Source organism: Streptomyces sp. NPDC014894 (assembly GCF_043080985.1).
Classification (GTDB): domain Bacteria; phylum Actinomycetota; class Actinomycetes; order Streptomycetales; family Streptomycetaceae; genus Streptomyces.
In genome coordinates this window covers 1-20043 of record NZ_JBIBWD010000004.1, presented here as the reverse complement: position 1 = coordinate 20043, position 20043 = coordinate 1, and the positions used below count along the sequence as shown (strand labels likewise).

The 20043-nt window shown below is 71.3% G+C and carries 18 protein-coding genes and 3 tRNA genes; 5 read left to right on the top strand and 16 right to left on the bottom strand.

Annotated features, from left to right (window positions below):
- Nucleotides 1–43: 43 nt before the first annotated feature.
- The 5 genes from rplA to ACF089_RS11030 all read right to left on the bottom strand — a co-directional run bounded on the left by rplA (nucleotide 44) and on the right by ACF089_RS11030 (nucleotide 2959).
- Nucleotides 44–766 (bottom strand): 50S ribosomal protein L1, encoded by a 723-nt coding sequence (gene rplA / locus ACF089_RS11050; RefSeq protein WP_392024846.1) that lies wholly within the window; start codon nucleotides 764–766, stop codon nucleotides 44–46.
- A gap of 79 nt (nucleotides 767–845) precedes the next feature.
- Nucleotides 846–1280, bottom strand: coding sequence for a 50S ribosomal protein L11 (gene rplK / locus ACF089_RS11045; RefSeq protein ID WP_190121723.1), 435 nt, complete (start codon nucleotides 1278–1280; stop codon nucleotides 846–848).
- Between the two features lie 178 nt (nucleotides 1281–1458).
- Nucleotides 1459–2409: a transcription termination/antitermination protein NusG gene (gene nusG, locus ACF089_RS11040; protein ID WP_392024843.1), complete on the bottom strand. Its 951-nt coding sequence runs from the start codon at nucleotides 2407–2409 to the stop codon at nucleotides 1459–1461.
- 90 nt (nucleotides 2410–2499) lie between these two features.
- Nucleotides 2500–2778: a preprotein translocase subunit SecE gene (gene secE, locus ACF089_RS11035; RefSeq protein ID WP_392024840.1), complete on the bottom strand. Its 279-nt coding sequence runs from the start codon at nucleotides 2776–2778 to the stop codon at nucleotides 2500–2502.
- A gap of 108 nt (nucleotides 2779–2886) precedes the next feature.
- Nucleotides 2887–2959 (bottom strand) — tRNA-Trp (locus ACF089_RS11030).
- Between the two features lie 296 nt (nucleotides 2960–3255).
- Here ACF089_RS11030 and ACF089_RS11025 point away from each other — a divergent pair.
- Both ACF089_RS11025 and ACF089_RS11020 read left to right on the top strand, forming a co-directional pair.
- The gene (locus ACF089_RS11025) at nucleotides 3256–4482 is read left to right on the top strand and encodes a pyridoxal phosphate-dependent aminotransferase (protein WP_392024838.1); all 1227 of its coding nucleotides are present in this window, start codon (nucleotides 3256–3258) and stop codon (nucleotides 4480–4482) included.
- Between the two features lie 130 nt (nucleotides 4483–4612).
- Nucleotides 4613–5638, top strand: coding sequence for an adenosine deaminase (locus tag ACF089_RS11020; protein WP_392024835.1), 1026 nt, complete (start codon nucleotides 4613–4615; stop codon nucleotides 5636–5638).
- Between the two features lie 134 nt (nucleotides 5639–5772).
- Here the strand turns inward: ACF089_RS11020 and ACF089_RS11015 are convergent, their stop codons facing one another.
- Nucleotides 5773–6378: a TetR/AcrR family transcriptional regulator gene (locus tag ACF089_RS11015; RefSeq protein WP_392025694.1), complete on the bottom strand. Its 606-nt coding sequence runs from the start codon at nucleotides 6376–6378 to the stop codon at nucleotides 5773–5775.
- Between the two features lie 98 nt (nucleotides 6379–6476).
- On the opposite strand from ACF089_RS11015, the gene ACF089_RS11010 reads away from it, so the two are divergent.
- Nucleotides 6477–7127 (top strand): NAD(P)-dependent oxidoreductase, encoded by a 651-nt coding sequence (locus tag ACF089_RS11010; protein ID WP_392024833.1) that lies wholly within the window; start codon nucleotides 6477–6479, stop codon nucleotides 7125–7127.
- Nucleotides 7128–7167: 40 nt separating this feature from the next.
- On the opposite strand, the gene ACF089_RS11005 is transcribed toward ACF089_RS11010, so the two are convergent.
- The 8 genes from ACF089_RS11005 to ACF089_RS10970 all read right to left on the bottom strand — a co-directional run bounded on the left by ACF089_RS11005 (nucleotide 7168) and on the right by ACF089_RS10970 (nucleotide 12002).
- Nucleotides 7168–8223 carry a UDP-N-acetylmuramate dehydrogenase gene (locus ACF089_RS11005; protein ID WP_392024830.1) on the bottom strand — a complete coding sequence of 352 codons (1056 nt, stop codon included), beginning with the start codon at nucleotides 8221–8223 and terminating at the stop codon, nucleotides 7168–7170.
- 54 nt (nucleotides 8224–8277) lie between these two features.
- A complete protein-coding gene (locus ACF089_RS11000) occupies nucleotides 8278–9660 on the bottom strand; it encodes a DHA2 family efflux MFS transporter permease subunit (protein ID WP_392025692.1) in 1383 nt (460 codons plus the stop codon).
- Nucleotides 9661–9862: 202 nt separating this feature from the next.
- Nucleotides 9863–10420: a TetR/AcrR family transcriptional regulator gene (locus ACF089_RS10995; protein WP_392024827.1), complete on the bottom strand. Its 558-nt coding sequence runs from the start codon at nucleotides 10418–10420 to the stop codon at nucleotides 9863–9865.
- A 111-nt stretch (nucleotides 10421–10531) separates the two neighbouring features.
- A complete protein-coding gene (locus tag ACF089_RS10990) occupies nucleotides 10532–10960 on the bottom strand; it encodes a MaoC family dehydratase (RefSeq protein ID WP_392024825.1) in 429 nt (142 codons plus the stop codon).
- Nucleotides 10960–11412 (bottom strand): MaoC family dehydratase N-terminal domain-containing protein, encoded by a 453-nt coding sequence (locus tag ACF089_RS10985; RefSeq protein WP_392024822.1) that lies wholly within the window; start codon nucleotides 11410–11412, stop codon nucleotides 10960–10962. The genes ACF089_RS10990 and ACF089_RS10985 overlap by 1 nt, the downstream gene beginning before the upstream one ends.
- A gap of 139 nt (nucleotides 11413–11551) precedes the next feature.
- The gene (gene rpmG, locus ACF089_RS10980) at nucleotides 11552–11716 is read right to left on the bottom strand and encodes a 50S ribosomal protein L33 (protein ID WP_003956487.1); all 165 of its coding nucleotides are present in this window, start codon (nucleotides 11714–11716) and stop codon (nucleotides 11552–11554) included.
- Between the two features lie 94 nt (nucleotides 11717–11810).
- A tRNA-Met gene (locus tag ACF089_RS10975) sits at nucleotides 11811–11883 on the bottom strand.
- A 46-nt stretch (nucleotides 11884–11929) separates the two neighbouring features.
- Nucleotides 11930–12002 (bottom strand) — tRNA-Thr (locus ACF089_RS10970).
- 360 nt (nucleotides 12003–12362) lie between these two features.
- Here ACF089_RS10970 and ACF089_RS10965 point away from each other — a divergent pair.
- Nucleotides 12363–13583: an amidohydrolase family protein gene (locus tag ACF089_RS10965; protein ID WP_392024818.1), complete on the top strand. Its 1221-nt coding sequence runs from the start codon at nucleotides 12363–12365 to the stop codon at nucleotides 13581–13583.
- A 321-nt stretch (nucleotides 13584–13904) separates the two neighbouring features.
- Nucleotides 13905–14561, top strand: coding sequence for an SDR family oxidoreductase (locus ACF089_RS10960; RefSeq protein WP_392024816.1), 657 nt, complete (start codon nucleotides 13905–13907; stop codon nucleotides 14559–14561).
- 80 nt (nucleotides 14562–14641) lie between these two features.
- Here the strand turns inward: ACF089_RS10960 and ACF089_RS10955 are convergent, their stop codons facing one another.
- The gene (locus ACF089_RS10955; RefSeq protein ID WP_392024813.1) at nucleotides 14642–15094 is read right to left on the bottom strand and encodes an SUKH-3 domain-containing protein; all 453 of its coding nucleotides are present in this window, start codon (nucleotides 15092–15094) and stop codon (nucleotides 14642–14644) included.
- Entirely contained in the window at nucleotides 15091–19914 is a 4824-nt protein-coding gene (locus ACF089_RS10950; RefSeq protein WP_392024810.1) for a polymorphic toxin-type HINT domain-containing protein, read from the bottom strand. The genes ACF089_RS10955 and ACF089_RS10950 overlap by 4 nt, the downstream gene beginning before the upstream one ends.
- Nucleotides 19915–20043: the final 129 nt, after the last annotated feature.

The window sequence follows — 20043 nt, the reverse complement described above, 5'->3', positions numbered from 1 at the left end:
CGTTCGCTCCGCCGGGCGGAGGGACCAGCGGCCGCCGTCAGGATCAGACGGAGGCCGGGTCCTCCTCGACCAGCAGGTTGCGGGTGCGGTTGGAGTCCAGCGGGATGCCGGGGCCCACCGTCGTGGTGAGGGTCGCCTTCTTGATGTAGCGGCCCTTCGCGGCGGACGGCTTCAGACGGAGGATCTCCTCCAGCGCGGCGCCGTAGTTCTCGACCAGCTTCGTCTCGTCGAAGGAGACCTTGCCGATGATGAAGTGCAGGTTCGAGTGCTTGTCGACGCGGAACTCGATCTTGCCGCCCTTGATGTCGGTCACAGCCTTGGTGACATCGGGGGTGACGGTGCCGGTCTTCGGGTTCGGCATCAGACCACGCGGGCCGAGGACGCGGCCGAGGCGGCCGACCTTGCCCATGAGGTCCGGGGTGGCGACGACGGCGTCGAAGTCCAGACGGCCCTTCGACACCTCGTCGATCAGCTCGTCGGCGCCGACGATGTCGGCGCCCGCGGCACGCGCGGCCTCGGCACGGTCACCGGTCGCGAAGACCAGGACCCGGGCGGTCTTACCGGTGCCGTGCGGAAGGTTCACGGTGCCACGGACCATCTGGTCGGCCTTACGCGGGTCAACGCCCAGACGGAAGGCGACCTCGACGGTGCCGTCGAACTTGGTGGAGGCGGTCTCCTTCGCGAGACGGACGGCCTCGAGCGGGGCGTAGTTGCGGTCCCGGTCGATCTTGGCGTCCGCAGCGCGGAGATTCTTGCTGCGCTTCACTGCTTCTCCTGGTGGTTCAGGTGTGGAGTTGTGGTGCGGACCAGCGCGTGGTCCTGCCACAGAGGTCAGACGGGGACTGTCAGCCCTCGACCGTGATGCCCATGGAACGGGCGGTGCCGGCGATGATCTTCTCGGCGGCGTCCAGGTCGTTGGCGTTCAGGTCGGGCATCTTGGTGGTGGCGATGTCGCGGACCTGGTCGCGGGTGAGCTTCGCGACCTTCGTCTTGTGCGGCTCGCCGGAGCCCTTGTCCACACCAGCGGCCTTGAGGATCAGCTTGGCGGCCGGCGGAGTCTTCGTGACGAAGGTGAAGGAACGGTCGTCGTAGACCGTGATCTCCACCGGCACGACCATGCCACGCTGCGACTCGGTCGCGGCGTTGTAGGCCTTGCAGAACTCCATGATGTTGACGCCGTGCTGACCCAGCGCGGGGCCGACCGGCGGGGCCGGGTTGGCCGCGCCGGCATTGATCTGGAGCTTGATAAGCCCCGTGACCTTCTTCTTCTTGGGAGGCATTGCTCTCTCCGGGTCCTAGTGAGAGTTTTCAGCACTCCACCCGGTCATCCGGATGGAGGCATACCGCACAACGATAACGGGTATGGGTGTCCGGTTAAAAACCGACAGGTCAGAACGCCCGTGAGGGGCCGTTCTGACCTGGTCGGATTCTTCGCGTTCCGGCGGATGCCGCCGGGAACTAGTTCTTCTGGATCTGGTCGAAGCTCAGCTCGACCGGGGTCTCCCGGCCGAAGATCTCGACCAGGCCCTTGACCTTCTTCGAGTCCGCGTTGATCTCGTTGATGGTCGCCTGGAGGGTGGCGAAGGGGCCGTCGGTGACGGTGACCGAGTCGCCGACCTCGAAGTCCAGCACCTGGACCTCGACCTTGCGGGCCGGAGCGGGCTCGCCCTTGGCCTCGGCGGCCTCGCGGGCGGCCTTCTCCTCGGCCTCCGGGGCGAGCATCTTGACGATCTCGTCCAGGGTCAGCGGGTACGGGTCGTAGGCGTTGCCGACGAAGCCGGTGACGCCGGGCGTGTTGCGCACGACGCCCCAGGACTCGTTGGTGAGGTCCATACGGACCAGGACGTAGCCGGGAAGCTTGTTCTGGCGGACGTTCTTGCGCTCGCCGTTCTTGATCTGGACGATCTCTTCCTCGGGCACTTCGGCCTGGTAGATGAACTCCTCGACGTTGAGCGAGACGGCGCGCTGCTCCAGGTTGGCCTTCACGCGCTTCTCGTACCCGGCGTAGGTGTGGATGACGTACCACTCGCCGGGCAGCGTGCGCAGCTCGTCGCGGAGCGCGGCGATCGGGTCGACCGGGGCCTCGGCCTCGACGACCTCCTCGGCGGCGTCCTCGTCATCGTCGGACTCAGTGTCCTCGTCGGACTCGTCGGACTCTTCGTCGGACTCGTCGGAGGCGTCACCGACGACCTCGGCGACACCCTCGGCGTCGACCTCGATCAGGGCCTCGGTGTCGTCGTCGATGTGCAGCGCGGCTTCCTCGGCCGGATCCCCGGCCTCGGCGTCAGCAGCTTCCGCCTGGTCTTCGTCGGCCGCCTCAACGATGTCGAGCTCGTCCTCGGCGGACTCGGCGGACTCGAAGCTCTCGTCGCCGGGCTCAACGGCCTCGTTCAGGTTCGGGTCAGACACGGTGGCTGCTTCTTTCTGGATACAGATGGGTGGAACATGCGAAAGGCTGCCGCCGAGCAGATGCGCCTCAGGCCGACACCCTCCGCGGGATCAGCCGAAGACGTACTTGACGGCTTCCTGGAATCCATAGTCCATCACGGTCACCAGACCGATCATGATGACGACGAAAACAATCACCACGGTGGTGTAGGTCGTCAGCTGGTTGCGCGTGGGCCAGACGACCTTGCGCAGCTCGGCGACAATCTGCCGGTAGAAGAGCGCGAGACGCCCGAATGGGCCCTTCTTTCCGCGCTTGCCGCCCCTGCGAGACTTCTGAGGCGTCTCGTCCTCGGCATCAGGCGTGTCGATGGAGCCCACGGCGTCCGTCACGTTCTTTCACCTGATTCCGGGTCGTGGCCGTGCCGCGCCCGGTGGAGCCGCACGGCGGTTCATTTGAATCTACGTACATGCGCACACGCCTGGCGAAGGTGTGTGTAGCAGGGCCGGAGGGACTTGAACCCCCAACCGCTGGTTTTGGAGACCAGTGCTCTACCAATTGAGCTACGACCCTTTGTGGCTTCCCCAACCTACCGCATCCGAGGATGTGGTTGATGCGGGCCAACGACAGGTGAGTGTACGTGCTCGCAGGCCCGGCGTCGAACAGACGGCTCCCGAGCGGTTCTTGTCCGCCGCCCGCCGGGCCTGCGGAAGGCCCGCCCCGGGGGGCCGTCCGGACCTGCCGGGAGACGCCGCCCGGGCGGCCGGACGGCCCCGGCCCCGGCCGCCCGGCCGCGTACCGTCCGGGCCGGTGTCCGGGAGTCGAAACACCTGTGCCGCCGGACCGGGGCGTCTGGGACGATGGACCGTATGAGCGCTGCAACCCCTCCGACCGAGCGCCGGGTCTCCGCCCGCGTCGGTGCGATCTCCGAGTCCGCGACCCTCGCCGTCGACGCCAAGGCCAAGGCCCTCAAGGCCGCCGGGCGTCCGGTGATCGGCTTCGGCGCGGGTGAGCCCGACTTCCCGACGCCGGACTACATCGTCGAGGCCGCGATCGAGGCCTGCCGCAACCCGAAGTACCACCGCTACACCCCGGCCGGCGGCCTCCCGGAGCTGAAGAAGGCCATCGCCGAGAAGACCCTGCGCGACTCCGGCTACGCCGTCGACCCCGCCCAGGTGCTCGTCACCAACGGCGGGAAGCAGGCGATCTACGAGGCGTTCGCGGCGATCCTGGACCCGGGCGACGAGGTGATCGTCCCCGCTCCCTACTGGACCACCTACCCCGAGTCGATCCGGCTCGCGGGCGGCGTCCCGGTCGAGGTGACCGCCGACGAGACGACCGGCTACCGGGTCTCGGTCGAGCAGCTGGAGGCGGCGCGCACGGAGCGTACGAAGGTGGTGCTCTTCGTCTCCCCGTCCAACCCGACCGGCGCGGTCTACAGCCGTGAGGACACCGAGGCGATCGGCCGCTGGGCCCTGGAGCACGGCCTGTGGGTGCTCACCGATGAGATCTACGAGCACCTGGTCTACGGCGACGCCGTCTTCACCTCGCTCCCGGCCGTCGTCCCCGAGCTGCGCGACAAGTGCGTCGTGGTCAACGGGGTCGCGAAGACGTACGCGATGACCGGCTGGCGCGTCGGGTGGATCGTCGGCCCGAAGGACGTGGTGAAGGCCGCGACGAACCTCCAGTCGCACGCCACCTCCAATGTCTCCAACGTCGCCCAGGTCGCGGCGCTGGCCGCGGTCTCCGGGAACCTGGACGCGGTGGCCGCCATGCGGGAGGCGTTCGACCGCCGCCGCCGGACGATCGTCCGGATGCTCGGCGAGATCGACGGCGTGGTCTGCCCCGAGCCGGAGGGCGCGTTCTATGTGTACCCCTCGGTGAAGGCGCTCCTGGGCAAGGAGATCCGGGGCCGGCGTCCGAAGTCGTCCGTGGAGCTGGCCGCGCTGATCCTGGAGGAGGTCGAGGTCGCCGTCGTCCCGGGCGAGGCCTTCGGCACCCCCGGCTATCTGCGGCTGTCCTACGCGCTGGGCGACGAGGACCTGGTGGAGGGCGTGTCCCGGATCCAGAAGCTGCTGGCCGAGGCGACCGTCTGATCCGCTCGCCGCGAAGCCTCGAACGGCCCCCGCCGGGAATCCCCCGGCCGGGGCCGTTCCTGTGTTCGGGCCGGGACCCGATCCGGGAATCGGGTTACCTCCGGGCCCGGTCGTACGGCAGGATCTTGGGATGGAGCATGTACGAGACGTCAGCCGGCTTCCCAAAGCGCATCTGCATCTGCACTTCACCGGGTCGATGCGGCCCACCACCCTGCTGGAGCTGGCCGACAAGTACGGCGTCCATCTCCCCGACGCGCTGACCGGCGGCGAGCCGCCCCGGCTGCGCGCCACCGACGAGCGGGGCTGGTTCCGCTTCCAGCGGCTCTACGACATCGCCCGCTCCTGTCTGCGCACCCCCGACGACATCCGGCGGCTGGTCCGGGAGGCCGCCGAGGAGGATCTCCGGGACGGCTCCGGCTGGCTGGAGATCCAGGTCGACCCCACCTCGTACGCGCCCATGCTCGGCGGTCTGATCCCCGCGCTGGAGATCATCCTGGACGCCGTGGAGAGCGCCTCGCGGGAGACCGGGCTCGGGATGCGGCTGCTGGTGGCGGCGAATCGGATGAAGCATCCGCTGGACGCCAGGACCCTCGCCCGGCTCGCCGTCCGGTACGCGGACCGCGGCATCGTCGGCTTCGGGCTCTCCAACGACGAGCGCCGGGGCATGGCGCGGGACTTCGACCGCGCCTTCGCCATCGCCCGCGACGGCGGGCTGCTCGCGGCCCCGCACGGCGGCGAGCTGTCCGGGCCCGCGTCCGTACGGGACTGTCTGGACGATCTGCGCGCCACCCGGATCGGGCACGGCGTACGGGCGGCCGAGGACCCCCGGCTGCTGCGGAAGCTGGCCGAGCGGCAGGTGACCTGCGAGGTGTGCCCGGCGTCGAATGTGGCGCTGGGGGTGTACGAGAAGCCCGGGGACGTGCCCCTGCGGACGCTCTTCGAGGCCGGGGTGCCGATGGCGCTCGGCGCGGACGACCCGCTGCTCTTCGGATCGCGGCTGGCGGCCCAGTACGAGTTCGCCCGGCGGCACCACGCCTTCACGGACGCCGAGCTGGCGGAGCTGGCGCGGCAGTCGGTGCGCGGGTCGGCGGCGCCCGCGGACCTCCGCGCCGGGCTGCTGGCGGGGATCGACGACTGGCTCGCCGCCGAGGAGTGACGACCGGCCGGGACGACCGGCTCAGGACCGAGGAGTGACGGCCGGCCGGGACGACCGGCTCAGGACCGAGGAGTGACGGCCGGCCGGGACGGCCGGAGCGCCGCCGGGAGTGAGGCCCGTCGGCGGCGGCCGGCTCACATCCGGGGGGTGATGCCCTCCAGCAGAGTGCGGACGAGCCCCTCGGCGAACGTGTCCAGCGGCGGCGCGGCCACCCCGCCCTCGGCCTCGTCGTAGGCGAAGGCGCGGTGGGTGCAGGCCCCGAGCAGCAGGGAGGCCGTCGCGTAGGTGTCCGCGCCGGGGTCGACCCGGCCCGCGCGCTGCTCGGCGCGGAGATAGGCGTCCAGGCCCTGGATGGGCCGGTGGGGGCCGGTGCCGAGGGCGCGCATGGCCGCCTCGTGGCGGGCCTTGAGCCGGGGATCGGCGTACAGCGAGGCGGCGATCGGGACGGTCTGGGCGTAGAAGCGGGCGGCTTCGCGGGCGACCTCCGTGAGGTTCTGCTCCAGGCTGCCCCGCCGGGCCCCGGCGGCGAGATCGCTCAGCAGGGGGCCGAGTTTCGGCAGCCGTTCGTCCAGGACGGCGATGAACAGCTCCTCCTTGCTCGCGAAGCTCTTGTAGAGCGCGGCCTCCGAGCAGCCGGCCGCCCGGGCGATCTCCTTGGTGGTGGTGCGCGCCAGGCCGAGGCTGAGCATCAGATCGTGGGCCGCGTCCAGGAGACGGGCGCGAGCGGGCTTCTGCATGATTCCTCCGGCCGGGCCTCGATCGGCCTTGACGTACGGGTGTCCGAATACCCACTCTAGGGGTGAGTGAATACTTACTCACCTATGGGAGGTGCGTGATCGTGAGGATCACGGTGTTCGGTGCGACCGGCGGCGTCGGCGGGGAGATCGTCCGGCAGGCCCTGGCGGCGGGTCACGAGGTGACGGCGGTGGTCCGGGACGCCGCGCGCCTCAGGGCCCCGGCCGTCGCGGGGCCGGGGGCGGGGAGTCTCAGCGTGGTCGAGGCCGACCCGTCCCGGAGCGAGTCGCTGTACGAGGCGGTCGACGGGCGGGACGCGGTGCTCTCCGGGCTCGGCGCGCGCAAGTCGTCGGACGCCGGGATCACCACCCGGCTGACCCGGTCGGTGCTGAGCGCCATGGCGGCCCGGGGGACCCGCCGGCTGCTGGTGGTCTCCGCCGCGCCGCTGGGCCGCGCCCCGGCGGACGAGCCGCTCGGCGACCGCGCCGCGGCCGTCCTGGTCGGCGTCGTCTTCCGCAAGGTGTACGCGGATCTGCGGACCATGGAGGCGGAGCTGGAGCGCTCCTCGGCCGACTGGACGTCGGTGCGCCCGCCCCGGCTGACGAACGATCCCGCGACCGGGGTCTACCGGACGGAGATCGGCGGGAATCCGCGCAGCGCCCGGACCATCGCCCGGGCCGACGTGGCCCACGCGATGCTCGCGCTGGTGGACGATCCCGCCTCGGTGCGGAAGGCCGTGGGAGTGGCGTACTGACGGAGCGCCGGCGAGGCGCCGACGGCCGTGCGGCGGTCCGTCAGAGGCTGACGCCGACGGTCACCGGCTCATTGACGAGGGTGACCCCGAAGGCGTCCCGGACCCCGGCCACGACCTCGCGGGCGAGGGCGAGCAGGTCCTCGGTGGTCGCCTCGCCCCGGTTGGTGAGGGCGAGGGTGTGCTTGGTGGAGATCCGCGCGGGGCCGCTGCCGTATCCCTTGGCGAAGCCCGCCCGGTCGATCAGCCAGGCGGCCGAGGTCTTGGTGCGGCCGTCCCCGGCCGGGTAGGCGGGGGGCGCGGCCTCGTCGCCGAGCCGGTCGCGGACGCGGCCGAGGAAGGTCTCGTACTCCCCCGCGTCCAGGACCGGATTGGTGAAGAACGAGCCGGCCGACCAGGTGTCGTGGTCGGCGGGGTCCAGGACCATGCCCTTGCCGGCGCGCAGTTCGAGTACGGCGCGGTGCACGGCGGACAGCTCGGCGCGGTCCCCCGGCCCGACGCCGAGGAGCCGGGCGGTCTCGGCGTACCGGACCGGGGCGGAGAGGCCCGCCGCGTCCTCCAGTTCGAAGCGGACGCGCAGGACGACATAGCGGTCGGGGTCCTGCTTGAAGCGGCTGTGGCGATAGGAGAAGGCGCACGCCTCGTTGTCGAGGGCGACCGTGACGCCGTCGCGGCGGTCGTAGGCGACGACCTCGCGGATCGTGGCGGAGACGTCCTGGCCGTACGCGCCGACGTTCTGGATGGGGGTGGCTCCGGCCGAGCCGGGGATCCCGGCCAGGCATTCGACGCCCGCGAGCCCGGCGGCCACGGTGCGGGCGACGGCGTCCGTCCACACCTCGCCCGCGGCCAGCTCCAGCCGGGCGCCGTCGAGCGCGAAGCCCCGGGTGGCGATGCGCAGGGCGGTCCCCTCGAAGCCCTTGTCGCCGATGACCAGATTGCTGCCGCCCCCGATGATCAGCAGCGGGGTGCCGGCGGCGTCCGCCTCGCGCACGGCGGCGACGACCTCGTCGTCGGTCACGGCGGTGATCAGCCGGGTCGCGGGACCGCCGAGACGGAAGGTGGTCAGGGGCGCGAGGGGAGCGTCGTGAATTTCCAGCACGCGCACCAGGGTACGGTCCGCGCCCGGCGGCGGCCCGGGGCGGGGCCGGGGCGGTCAGCCGGCGGCGGAGGCGCGCCCGGCCGCGGCCGGGACGGGCTTCGGGGCCGGGCGGGCCGGGACGAGCAGGGCGGCGAGGCAGCCGAGGGCGACGGCGGCCGCGCCGGTCCACAGAGCGGCGGCGACCCCGCCCCGGAAGTCCTCCGGCGAGGCGAAACCGCCCCGGGAGGCGAAGACCGCGCCGAGGACCGCGATGCCGAGGACGCCGCCGACCTCGCGCAGGGCGTTGTTCGCGCCGGAGGCGGCGCCCCGCTCGGCGGGCACGACGGAGGACATCAGGACACTGGCCGCCGGGGCGTAGAACAGCCCCATGCCCACGCCGCCGGCGATCAGCGCGGGCAGCAGCGCCGCGTACGGCACGCCGGGCTCCAGGACCAGCGCGAAGAGGGCGAGTCCGGCCGCCTGGAGCCCGAGCCCGGCGGCCACGACCGGCCCGCCGCCGACGCGGTCGGCGAGCCGTCCGGCGAAGGGCGCGACGAGCAGGGGCGCGGCGGTCCAGGGGAGCATCCGCACCCCGGCCTCGGTGGGCGAGAGGCCGAGGCCGCCCTGGAGGTACTGGCTGAGCAGGAAGATCGAGCCGAACATCCCGAGGTGCATCAGCAGGCTCGCCGCGTTGATCCCGGCGAAGGCCCGCCCGCGGAAGAGCCGCATGGGGAGCACCGGGTGCGGGTGGGTGCGGCCGTGGCGGACGAAGGCCGCGAGAAGGGCCGCCCCGGCGGCGGCGGCGGTCAGGACCGGGACGCTGGTCCAGCCGTCGGCGTGCCCGTTGACCAGGGCGTACACCAGTCCGAGGAGTCCGCCGCCGATGAGCAGCGCGCCGAGGACGTCGAACGGGGCCCGGGGGGCGTACGACTCCGTCAGCCGGATCCGGGCCAGGGGGATCAGCGACGCGCCGATCGGCACATTCAGCCAGAAGATCCACTGCCAGGAGATGTGTTCGGTGAGAACGCCGCCGATGAGCGGTCCCCCGGCGACGGCGACGCCGGTCACGGCGCTGTAGACGCCGAGCACCGCGCCGCGCCGGGCCGCGGGGACCGCGGCCGTGAGCAGGAGGAGGGCGAGCGGCGTCATGACCGCCGCGCCTGCGCCCTGGACGGCCCGGGCGGCGATGAGCGCCTCGACGCCGGGGGCGAGCGCGGCGGCGGCCGAGGCCGCGGTGAAGACCGCCAGGCCCAGGGTGAAGAGCCTGCGGCGGCCGAAGCGGTCGCCGAGGGCCGCGCCGGGCATCAGGAGGACGGCGAAGGCGAGGCTGTACGCGCTCACCGTCCACTCCAGCTCCGGGAGCGAGCCGCCGAGGTCCTCCCGGATGGCGGTCAGCGCGCTGGTGACGACGAGATTGTCGAGAGCCGCCATGAATCCCGCGGCGGCGGTGATCGCCAGGGTCCAGGCGGCGCCGGAGCGGCGGGCGCTGTCGGACCGGTGGCCGCTGTCGGAGCGGCGGGCGGTGTCGGACCGGTGGCCGTGGCCCGCGTCGTCGGGTCTGTCCACTGTCTCCCCCACGGCTCCCCCACTTACTTAGGATTAGTTATCAATCACTAACTTCTCGGGGCAGCCGGAAGCTCGGCCCCCGGGCGCGCACCTCCTAGGAGGCCGGCTCCCCGCCGTCCAGTTCGAGCCCCGACCACACCCGGTGCCCCTGCGGGAATCCGAGCGCCACCAGCGTGTTGATCAGCGCGCCCGCCCCCATGAACCGGGTCACGGCCTCGGCGTCCGCGCCGAGCACGAGGTGCACCCGGTCCCAGATGTCGAGCCAGGCGGCCCGGATCTCGTCGCCGAACTCGCGGTCGCCCGCGGCCTCGGCCGAGGCGACCGCGACGTACACCTGCATCTGCATCAGCAGCAGCTCGCGGTCCTCGATCAGCCGGACGTACGCCGCCGCCATGGCCTCCAGGGGCGAGCTGCCGGGCCTTCGGTCCAGGGCGTCCGCGAACGCCCTGGGCGTCTCCTCCAGACAGCGCACCGCCGCCGCGAGGAACAGCTCCCTCTTGTTCTTGAACAGCCGGAAGAGATACGGCTGCGAGACGCCGACCCGCCGGGCGATCGCCTCGGTGGAGGTCCCCTCGTAGCCGCCGCGCGAGAACTCGCCGATCGCCGCGCGGATGACGCTCTCACGGCGCTCCGCCGCACTCATCCTGACCATGGAGAGAAAGTTATTGACTGATCACTAACGAGTCAAGGGCGGCGGGCGGGAACGCCGCAGGGGCGCTCCCCCTGCGGGAGAGCGCCCCTGACGGTGTGTCCAGCGGTCCGGTCAGGCGAGCCGGACCACGGCCCGGGACATGCCCAGCACCTTGGCGCCGTCGCTCGTCGCGAGCAGATCGACCCGCACCAGACCGTCGTCCAGCAGGGCCGCGACCTTGCCGCTGACCTCGATGACCGCGCCCTTGTCGTCATTGGGCACCACCACGGGCCGGGTGAAGCGGACGCCGTACTCGACCACCGCGCCCGGGTCCCCGACCCAGTCCGTCACCACGCGGATCGCCTCGGCCATGGTGAACATGCCGTGCGCGATCACATCCGGGAGTCCGACCTCGACGGCGAACTTCTCGTTCCAGTGGATGGGGTTGAAGTCGCCCGACGCCCCGGCGTACCGCACCAGGGTCTCCCGGGTCACGGGGAAGGTCCTGGCCGGCAGCTCGGTGCCGACCTCGACGTCCCCGTACGCGATCCTCGCCGTCATCACGCCCCCTCGGCGGCACGCGCCACCAGCTTGGTCCACGCGGTCACCACATGCCCGCCGGTCTCGTCGTGCACCTCACCGCGGACGGTCACGACGTCATTGCCCGCCAGGGACTTGATGCTCTCGATCGTGGAGACCACGCTCAGCCGGTCCCCGGCCCGGACCGGACGGGTGTAGGCGAACTTCTGGTCGCCGTGCACCACCCGGCTGTAGTCCAGACCCAGCCGCGGATCCCGGATGACCTCGCCGGCGGCCCGGAAGGTGATCGCGAAGGCGAAGGTGGGCGGAGCGATCACATCGGGGTGGCCGAGTTCCTTCGCCGCGTCCGGGTCGGTGTACGCGGGGTTGGCGTCCCCCACCGCCTCGGCGAACTCACGGATCTTCTCCCGGCCGACCTCATAGGGCTCGGTGGGCGGATAGGTCCGCCCCACGAAGGACTGGTCGAGCGCCATGGCGTGGCTTCCTCCTGAACAGATGGACCTCGCCCGCCGACGGTCCGGCGGGCAGACGTCCCGGACGGCCGCCGGGACGCCGGACAAACGACACGAGGCCGTCCCCAAAAGTCGGGGACGGCCTCGTGTACGAGCCTGATCAGCGCGTTTCGCGGTGCGCCGTGTGAGAGTTGCAGCGCGGGCAGTGCTTCTTCATCTCCAGTCGGTCCGGGTTGTTACGCCGGTTCTTCTTGGTGATGTAGTTCCGCTCCTTGCACTCCACGCAGGCCAGCGTGATCTTCGGGCGGACGTCGGTGGCAGCCACGTGAGTGCTCCTTGGACGGACGGATGGACGGATTGACGCAAACGCAACAAGAGTAGCCGATCCGAGGACCGACCCCGCAATCGGCTACTATGTGTAGCGGTGACCGGACTTGAACCGGTGACACAGCGATTATGAGCCGCTTGCTCTACCGACTGAGCTACACCGCTGCGATACCGGATCCCCTCGCCCGAGGGCGAGGATCACCGATATCAGAGCCCCAATACGGAATCGAACCGTAGACCTTCTCCTTACCATGGAGACGCTCTACCGACTGAGCTATTGGGGCGAGCGATGAAGACATTACACGGTCGCCCGCCGTTCGCCCAAATCCGTTTCGTGGCCCCCTGTCCGGCATCGGCCGCTCCCTCCCCCGGGGCCCGCGCGACACCGCCCGGGGCCCCGCCCGCGCGTCCGCCGGGGCCCCGCCCGCGCGTCCGCCGGGGTCCCGCCCGCGCGTCCGCAGAGGCCCCCCGGCGACCGCCGCCCGGGACGCCTCGCCCGCCCCTCGCGCCCCGCGCAACCCCACCGGTACGACTATTCCGCTCCTCCTCGAAGCCCGCCCGCAGCGCCCCTAGGCTCGACTCACGCTGCGTGATATTCCTCTCCGTCCCACGCGGCCCGAGCCGGACCTCCCCGCAGGAGCGCGATGCCCGACAGCCAGCCGCGGCCCCCCGACGGCGCGACCGCCGACTCCACCGCCCTGCTGCTGTGCGGCGCCCGGCTCACCGACGGCCGCACGGTCGACGTACGGCTCGGCGGCGGGCGCATCGAGGCCGTCGGCACGGCCGGCAGCCTCCCGGCGCACTCCGCCCGGGTCGATCTGAGCGGCCATCTGCTGCTGCCCGCGCCCGCGGAACCGCACGGCCACGCCGACACCGCGCTCACCGCGGACTCCCCCGGCCCCGTCTCGTACGCCCCCGAGGACGTCCAGCGGCGCGCCACCGAGGCCGCGCTGCTCCAGCTCGGCCACGGCGCGACGGCGCTCCGCTCGCATGTGCGGATCGGGGACGTCCAGGGCCTCGGCCCGCTGGAGGCCGTCCTCCAGGCCCGGCGCTCGCTGCGCGGACTCGCCGATCTGACGGCGGTGGCCGTGCCCCGGCTGCTGACCGGCGTGGCCGGCGCGGACGGCCTCGCGATGCTGCGGGACGCGGTGAAGATGGGCGCGGCGGTGGTGGGCGGCTGCCCGGACGCCGACCCCGACCCCACCGGCTACGTACAGGCGGTGCTGGAGGTGGCGGCCGAGCACGGCTGCCCCGTCGATCTGCACACGCACGGTGATGATCCCGCCCGGCTGGCCCGGCTGGCGGCGATGGCGGGCGGGCTGCGGGCGGGGGTGGCCGTCGGCCCCTGCGCGGGGCTGGCCCGGCTGCCGCGCGAGGTGGCCTCCCGGACGGCGGACCGGCTGGCGGCCGCCGGGGTGAGCGTGATCTGTCTGCCCCAGGGCGGCTGCGGCGCGACCGAGCACCGGGGCGGCGCCCCCGTCCGGCTGCTGCGCGCGGCCGGGGTGCGGGTCGCGGCGGGCGGCGGCGCGCTGCGGGACGTGTCGAATCCGGTGGGGCGCGGCGATCCGCTGGAGGCGGCGTATCTGCTGGCGTCCCAGAGCGGTCTGGAGGCCAGGGAGGCGTACGGGGCGGTGGCGGAGACGGCCCGGGAGGCGATGGGGCTGCCGGAGGTCCGGGTGGAGGCCGGGTTCCCGGCGGAGCTGCTGGCGGTGCGCGGCGAGCGGATCGCGGGGGTGCTGTCGCTGGCGTACAGCAGGGTCGTCATCCACCGGGGCCGGGTGGTCGCGCGGACCAGCGCGGTGCGGGAGTACTGCGACTCGGCGGTGGCGGTGGCGCTCGAACTGCCGAGGCAGGGGCGGCCCTGAGGCGATCGCTAGGCCCGGCCTCTCGGGAGTCCGGGGGCACGAGCCGGACCGAAGCCCGGTCGCCGAAGCCCGGTCCGCCGGGGCGCGAGCCGTGGAGCGTGAGCCGTGGAGCGTGAGCCGTAGGGCACGAGCCCGACCGGACCGTGTGAGCCGGGGCGGGCACGACCCGGAGCGGACCGTGCGACGCGCGGCGGGCGCGAGTGGGGCCCGACCCGGGGCCCTGGCGCGCGGCCCGTCGCCCCGGAGCGCGCCCGTCCGGATCCGGCCGTGTCGCGCGCCGTCGCCAAGCGTCGCCGGACCATCGGACGTACGGTCGGGGGCATGCGCATTGTCATCGCTGGAGGACACGGTCAGATCGCACTCCGTCTGGAGCGGCTGCTCTCGGCGGGCGGACACCACGTCGTGGGCGTCGTCCGCGACCCCGGGCAGAGTCAGGATCTGCGCGACGCGGGAGCCGAACCGGTGGTCCTGGACCTGGAGTCGGCCTCGGTGGACGAGGTCGCCGAGGCCCTGCGGGGCGCGGACGCCGCGGTCTTCGCGGCGGGCGCGGGCCCCGGCAGCGGCGTCGCCCGGAAGGACACGGTGGACCGGGGAGCCGCCGTCCTCTTCGCCGACGCGGCGGAGCGGGCGGGCGTACGGCGGTATCTCGTCGTCTCCTCGATGGGCGCGGACGCCCGGCACGAGGGCGACGAGGTCTTCGACGCCTATCTGCGGGCCAAGGGCGCGGCGGACGACGACGTCCGCTCCCGCTCCGGCCTCGACTGGACCGTCCTGCGCCCGGGCGGACTGACGAACGACGCCGGCACCGGCCTGGTCCGGCTGAAGGCCTCCACCGGCCGGGGCCCGGTGCCGCGCGACGACGTGGCCGCCGTCCTGGCGGAGCTGCTGGAGACCCCGGCCACCGCCGGACTCACGCTGGAGCTGATCGGCGGATCGGTGCCGGTGGCGGTCGCGGTGAAGGACGTGGCGGGGAACTGAGAGCGGGCCGGACGGCCCGTGGAACGACGTGAGGGGCCGCCGTGACCGGCGGCCCCTCACGCTTTCACTCACTCGATCCGTCAGAAGAAGGTCTTGTCCCAGTCATCGGCGATGAGGGACCGCACGGAACGCGCGAATCCCTGTCCCACGCGCTGAATCCCGGCGTCGCCCGCGAAGAAGACGTCGCCGTCCTCCGCGAGCAGAACCGCTTCCTCCGTGTCGAAGGCCAGGCCGACCGGAATCAACGGCCTGCCCACCCTTTTCGAGTAGATCTTGATATTCCCGGGATAGACGTCGAGCGCTTCCTCGACATCGATCCGGAAACTGACCTCGGTCCCCCGGAACAGCCAGGTGACCGTCAGTTCCCGGTACTTCTCCAGAAATCCTCGCAGGGATTCCCCCACGGGATGCCCGGAGGCCTCGTACCGTTCGCACACCTCGTCCAGCGAGGCCGTGCCCAGCTCCAGTCGGAGCGCTTCGGGAAAGGTCTCCCGCAGTTCGGCGAGGCGCTTGTCGGCGGCTGAATCGCTCATCCTGTCAGCACATTCCTCACCGCTCCGGGCACCCAGGTCTGGCAGTTTCCGCACATCTTGAACTTCTTCCCCTTGGGGTTCAGGGTGATGATGTCCAGATTAGCGAGCAGTGCGCCGCCCTTACGTGCGTTGGTGCACATACGGGCCTCGGCGCAGACGCCCGGCGGCCGGCCGTTGGGGAGCTGGGACTCGCCCGGGAGCAGCCCTTCCACATCGGAGTGGTGGCCCGTCGCCGGTCCGCTCTCCCCGTAATACACCTTGCCCGTGGTCCGGTCGCGTCCGACGCTGAAGGCGCCGGGGAGTTCGTCCCCTTCGCCGAGGCCGGACTTGACCTTCTCGATCTGGGCCCTGCCGAGCTGAGTCAGCTCCGCCTTGGTCTCGTCCTCACCGCAGTTGTGGGCGAGGACCGCTGCCGAACCCGTCTCGACGAAGTAGGTGTGGACGTCGTCGACGGTGAGGTTGTGGACCTCCTGCTGGGCGGTCCAGGATTCGACGGTCTCGATCTGCACCCAGGTGCCGGAGCTGGTCCGGAGCATCTGCCCGGGTTCCAGTTCGCCGGCGTCGACCCATTCGCCGAGGGCCTCGATCCAGAAGGGGTGTCCCTCGGTGGCGGTCACCGAACCGCCGGATCCGGATCCGGGGCCGTGGTGCTCGCCGGAGGCCGAGGCGTGCGCCTGGCCGGAGCCGTGGCCGCCGTCGCCTCCGCCGGAGACGGCCGGCGCCGTGGTGGCCGGGCCGCTCTCGCCGTCACGGACAGTGATCTTGACGAGTTCCTTGTAGCCGCCGCCGACGATCGTGGCGGAGACCGTTCTGCTCGTGGTCTCGCCGGTCTTCGGGTCGGTCGCGATGACCTTGTCGCCGATCTTGATCTTGTCGATCGGCTTCTTCGACCCGTCGGCCATCAGGACCAGGGTCCCCGGCACAAAGCTGTTGATCTCGCAGGTCGCGCCCTGGGCCTCCTGCTGAACAGCCTCCCGGGCCTCGCTCTTCGCCTGCTTGACCACCCGCTGAGCGGGTCGCTTGGCCTGTGAGGGCTTCGGCTTGGGCTTGGGCTGGGCGCGGGGCTTCGGCTTGGGCTTCGGCCTCGCGGCAGCCTTGCGAGCGGCAGCTCTCTTGGCAGCCGCCTTCCGGGCCGCGGCCCGCTGGGCCTTCGCCCGCGCTGCCGCCGCCGCGCGCTTCGCGGCAGCCCGCTTGGCGGCCGCACGCTGAGCGGCCTTCTTCGCGGCGGCGCGCTTGGCCGCCGCCGCCTTCTTGGCCGCTTCACGCTTGGCCTTGGCCGCCGCGCGCTTCGCCGCCTCGATGGCACGCTTCTTGGCCAGCGCCGCAGCGCGACGGGCAGCCGCCTCCGCCGCCTTGCGGGCCGCGATCTGCGCCGCACGACGAGCCGCCGCACGAATCGCCGCCTGGATCGCCATCCGCGCCGCGAACCCGATCAGCACGGGGAAGAACAGCCCGGACGGATCGGAGAACGTCGCCGGAGCGTTGTTGCTGTAGGCGTACGGATTCATCGTGGCCGGCTGGCCGTAGTCGACCATCGGGTCGACCGAGATGAACCTTCCCGTGGCCGGGTCGTAGTCCCGGGCTCCGACCCTGGTGAGGCCGGTGTCCTTGTCGACCGTGCCGCCGACGAAGCCGCGCGAGCCCGGCCAGGTGGTCGGCACCGCGCCGCGCTCCTCGCCGAACGGCATCGACTTGCGCCGGGTGACGCCCATGTCCGCGGCGACCATGTCGACCACGGTGTTCGAGGTCCCGTGGTGGTCCGCCAGCAGAAGCTGACGGCCGCCGCCCGTCGACCGGACCGTGGTCGAGCCGTCGGGGTGGGTGTAGAAGCGCTCGGCCTTCTGGGTCAGCAGATCAGCGCTGACGGTCAGCTCCGCGTCGCCCAGATACAGCGTCTTCGCGCCGTCCGGGGCCGTGCGGATCAGCCGGTCGCCCGAGGCTCCGTACAGATACGAGGTGGTCTTGGTCCCGCCGCCCTCGACGGGCTCCGAGACCGATCGCAGCTGGCCCTCGACGTCCCAGTCGAGCGTCTGGGTGGTGCCCTGGTGCTGACGGGTCTTGGTGTTGCCCGTCTTGTCGTAGGTGAAGGCGTTCAGCCGCTCGCCGCCCGGGCCGGTCGACTTGACCTGCGCCAGCGCGTTCGGACCGCCCACACCGGGCTTGCCGTACGTGTACTCGCGGGTGACGTTCTTCGTGGTGTCGCCCGTGATGTCGTGCTCGACCAGCTTGCTGCGGTTGCCGGCCTTGTCGAACTCGTAGCTCTGCCAGTACGCGTCCGGACCGCCGACCGTGTCCTTGGAGGGACCGGCCGCGCAGTCGTCCTTCGTCGCCGTCCAGGCCGACGTCATCTCTCGCAGCTTGTTGTGGACGAAGCACTGCGTGTCGGTCTGCCCGCCGCCCGCCACCGCGGCGCCCGCGGTGTCCGAGATCTTGGTGACATTGCCCGCTTCGTCGTACGTGTAGCGGGTGTCGGCGATCCGGCCCGGAGCCAGCGAGCGATCGTACGTCGACTGCTGGAGCCTGCGGGTGAACTCGTCGTAGATGTACGTGCCGTAGACCCGCTTGGTCGCGGGCCCCGCCTCGGTGCGCATGATCTCGCCGAAGGCGGAGTAGCTGACGTCGTTCAGATACGTCGACGCGCCGGAGATCGAGATCGGCAGTTCGTCGGAGTTGTACCGGAAGACCACGCGCTCCGTGGTCAGACCGCCCACTCCGGGCACCTTCGCCCACGCCAGATTGCCCGTGGGGGTGTAGGAGTACTCGTTCTCGTAGGTGCCGCCCAGGCCCTTCTCCTCGGCCGGGACGACCACCTTCGTGCTCTTGACGCGGTAGGCGTTGTCGTAGGCCGTGACCTCGTCGCGGTACTCGCGCCCCTCGTGATGGCGGATCGCCGCCACCGGGAGGCCCTTGCCGAGCTTGTCGTACGTCCACTCGATCCGCTTCGGGCCGGTCGCGCTGCCCTCGCGGAGGGAGGTCGGGCGTCCGCCGTCGTCATAGGTCGTGACCAGCGAGTTTCCGTGCTGGTCGGTCGTGGAGACGACATTGTCGGTGTCGTCGTACGTGTACGAGGTCCTGCCGCTGTCCGGGTCGACGGTGGCCGTCTGGCGGCCCCGGCCGTCGTACTCGAACGTGGTCACCGCGCCGCCCGGAGCGGTCACCTTGACCAGATTCTCCAGGTCGTCGTACTCGTAGAGGGTGTCCCGCCACTCGGTGCGGGCCTCATTGCTGTACTCGCGGAGCTTCGCGATCTGGCCGTCGGCGTTCTCGAAGGTCGCCGTGACCGTGTCGCCCTTGGGCGGGATCGTGGTCGAGACGTCGCCGTCGCGCTCCGTGGTGGTGCGGAGCTTCTCCACGCCCCGGTGGTAGGTGACGTCGGCGGTGGGCTGGCCCATGCCGTCGAACATGGTCCGGCTCTGCGACGGCACCTCGTTGTCGCCGACCTGGAGCAGTTCGGGCTTGGGCTCCAGATCGTTGTAGAAGCCGTCGTTCGTCTTCCACGCACGGCCCGCCGTGTCGTAGAACGTGTCGCTGACGATGCGGCCGGCGCCGATGGCCTCGTCCTGGGTCTGCCGCTCGCGCAGCAGGCCGTCGAGGATCTCGTAGGAGACGGCGTACTCGCCGTTGTCCTTCAGCGTGCGGCTGGTGACGATCGTCTCGTTGTCACGGCGGACCGTGTAGTCGTACGTCGCCGTCGGCGTCTGCGTCGCCGGATCCCGGTCGATCTCCCAGACCTTCAGGAGCCGGCCGAGCGGGTCGTACTCCATCGTGGCGCGCTTGCCGTTGGCGTCGGTCTCGACCCGCGGCATGCCCCGGGCGTCGTCGAACTCCGTCGTCTCCGTGTGACCCAGGGGGTCCGTGGAGACCTGCTTCGTCGGACGCGCGATCGTGGCCGGGAGATAGTCGACCGACGTCTTCTTGCCGGCGGTGTCCCAGGTCGCGGTGTCGCGGCCGTGGATGTCGTACTCGGTCCGGTCGATGGTGATGTAGCCGTCGCCCTTGGCGTTCAGCTCCTCCACCTTCGTCGGCAGGCCCTTCGTCGGCGCCGCGCCGAGAGCGAGCTTGTCGAAGTAGGTCCGGGTGTCCTCGATGACCTTGCCGCCCTTGGTGCCGCAGGCGCCCAGGGCGGTCAGCTGGCGGGACTCGGACTCCAAGAGATACGCCGCGGTGTTGCGCGCGTACTCGGTGGTCGAGCACATGCGCTTGCCGCTGACGGTGGTCTCGTCGACCTCGGTCGGCAGACCGTACTGGTCGTACGTGGTCTTCTCGGTCGAGGTCCGCCAGGTGTCGCCCTTGACCCGCTCACGGGTCGAGACCGTCTCCGGACGGGTCATCCACGCCTCAAGAGGCGTGGTCCCCGGACGCGTACGGGTGGCGGTCTTCACCGACCACGGCGTCGTCAGCGTCGACGAATCGACCGCACCGCCGTCGGACTCGTACGTGATCTGCTCACGCATCTGCCCCTGATAGTGCGGCAGGTCGTCGTACTTTCCGCCACGCGAATCCTCGATGACGGACGTACGGGTGCCGGTGGGCAGCTTGTCACCGTGCATTCCACGGAAATAACGGTGCTCGGAGAGCTGTTTGACATCGTCACCGGCGCCGAGACGGGTACGCACCCGCTCATAACCCCGATACTGCGACCACGTCCGGTACTTCTTCTCCGCGAACTCCGAATCATCGAACGCCCACGCGGGAGAACCGATGAACTCATACCCCGTGACCTTCGTCGGACTGTCCGAGACCAGGTCCATCTCCTTGACCTCGGTCACGAGATACTTGTGGAACCAGTCCTCCTGCATCTTCAGAGCGCCCTTGGGCATCCAGAACTGCGGGAAACACCGCATCGCGTTCGACTCGGGAGACGCCGGCATCTTCCTCGGCGGCAGAACCGAACACTCACGAGGCGAATACGTCACCCCGATCCGGCCACCGGTCTCCGTGTCGATCGC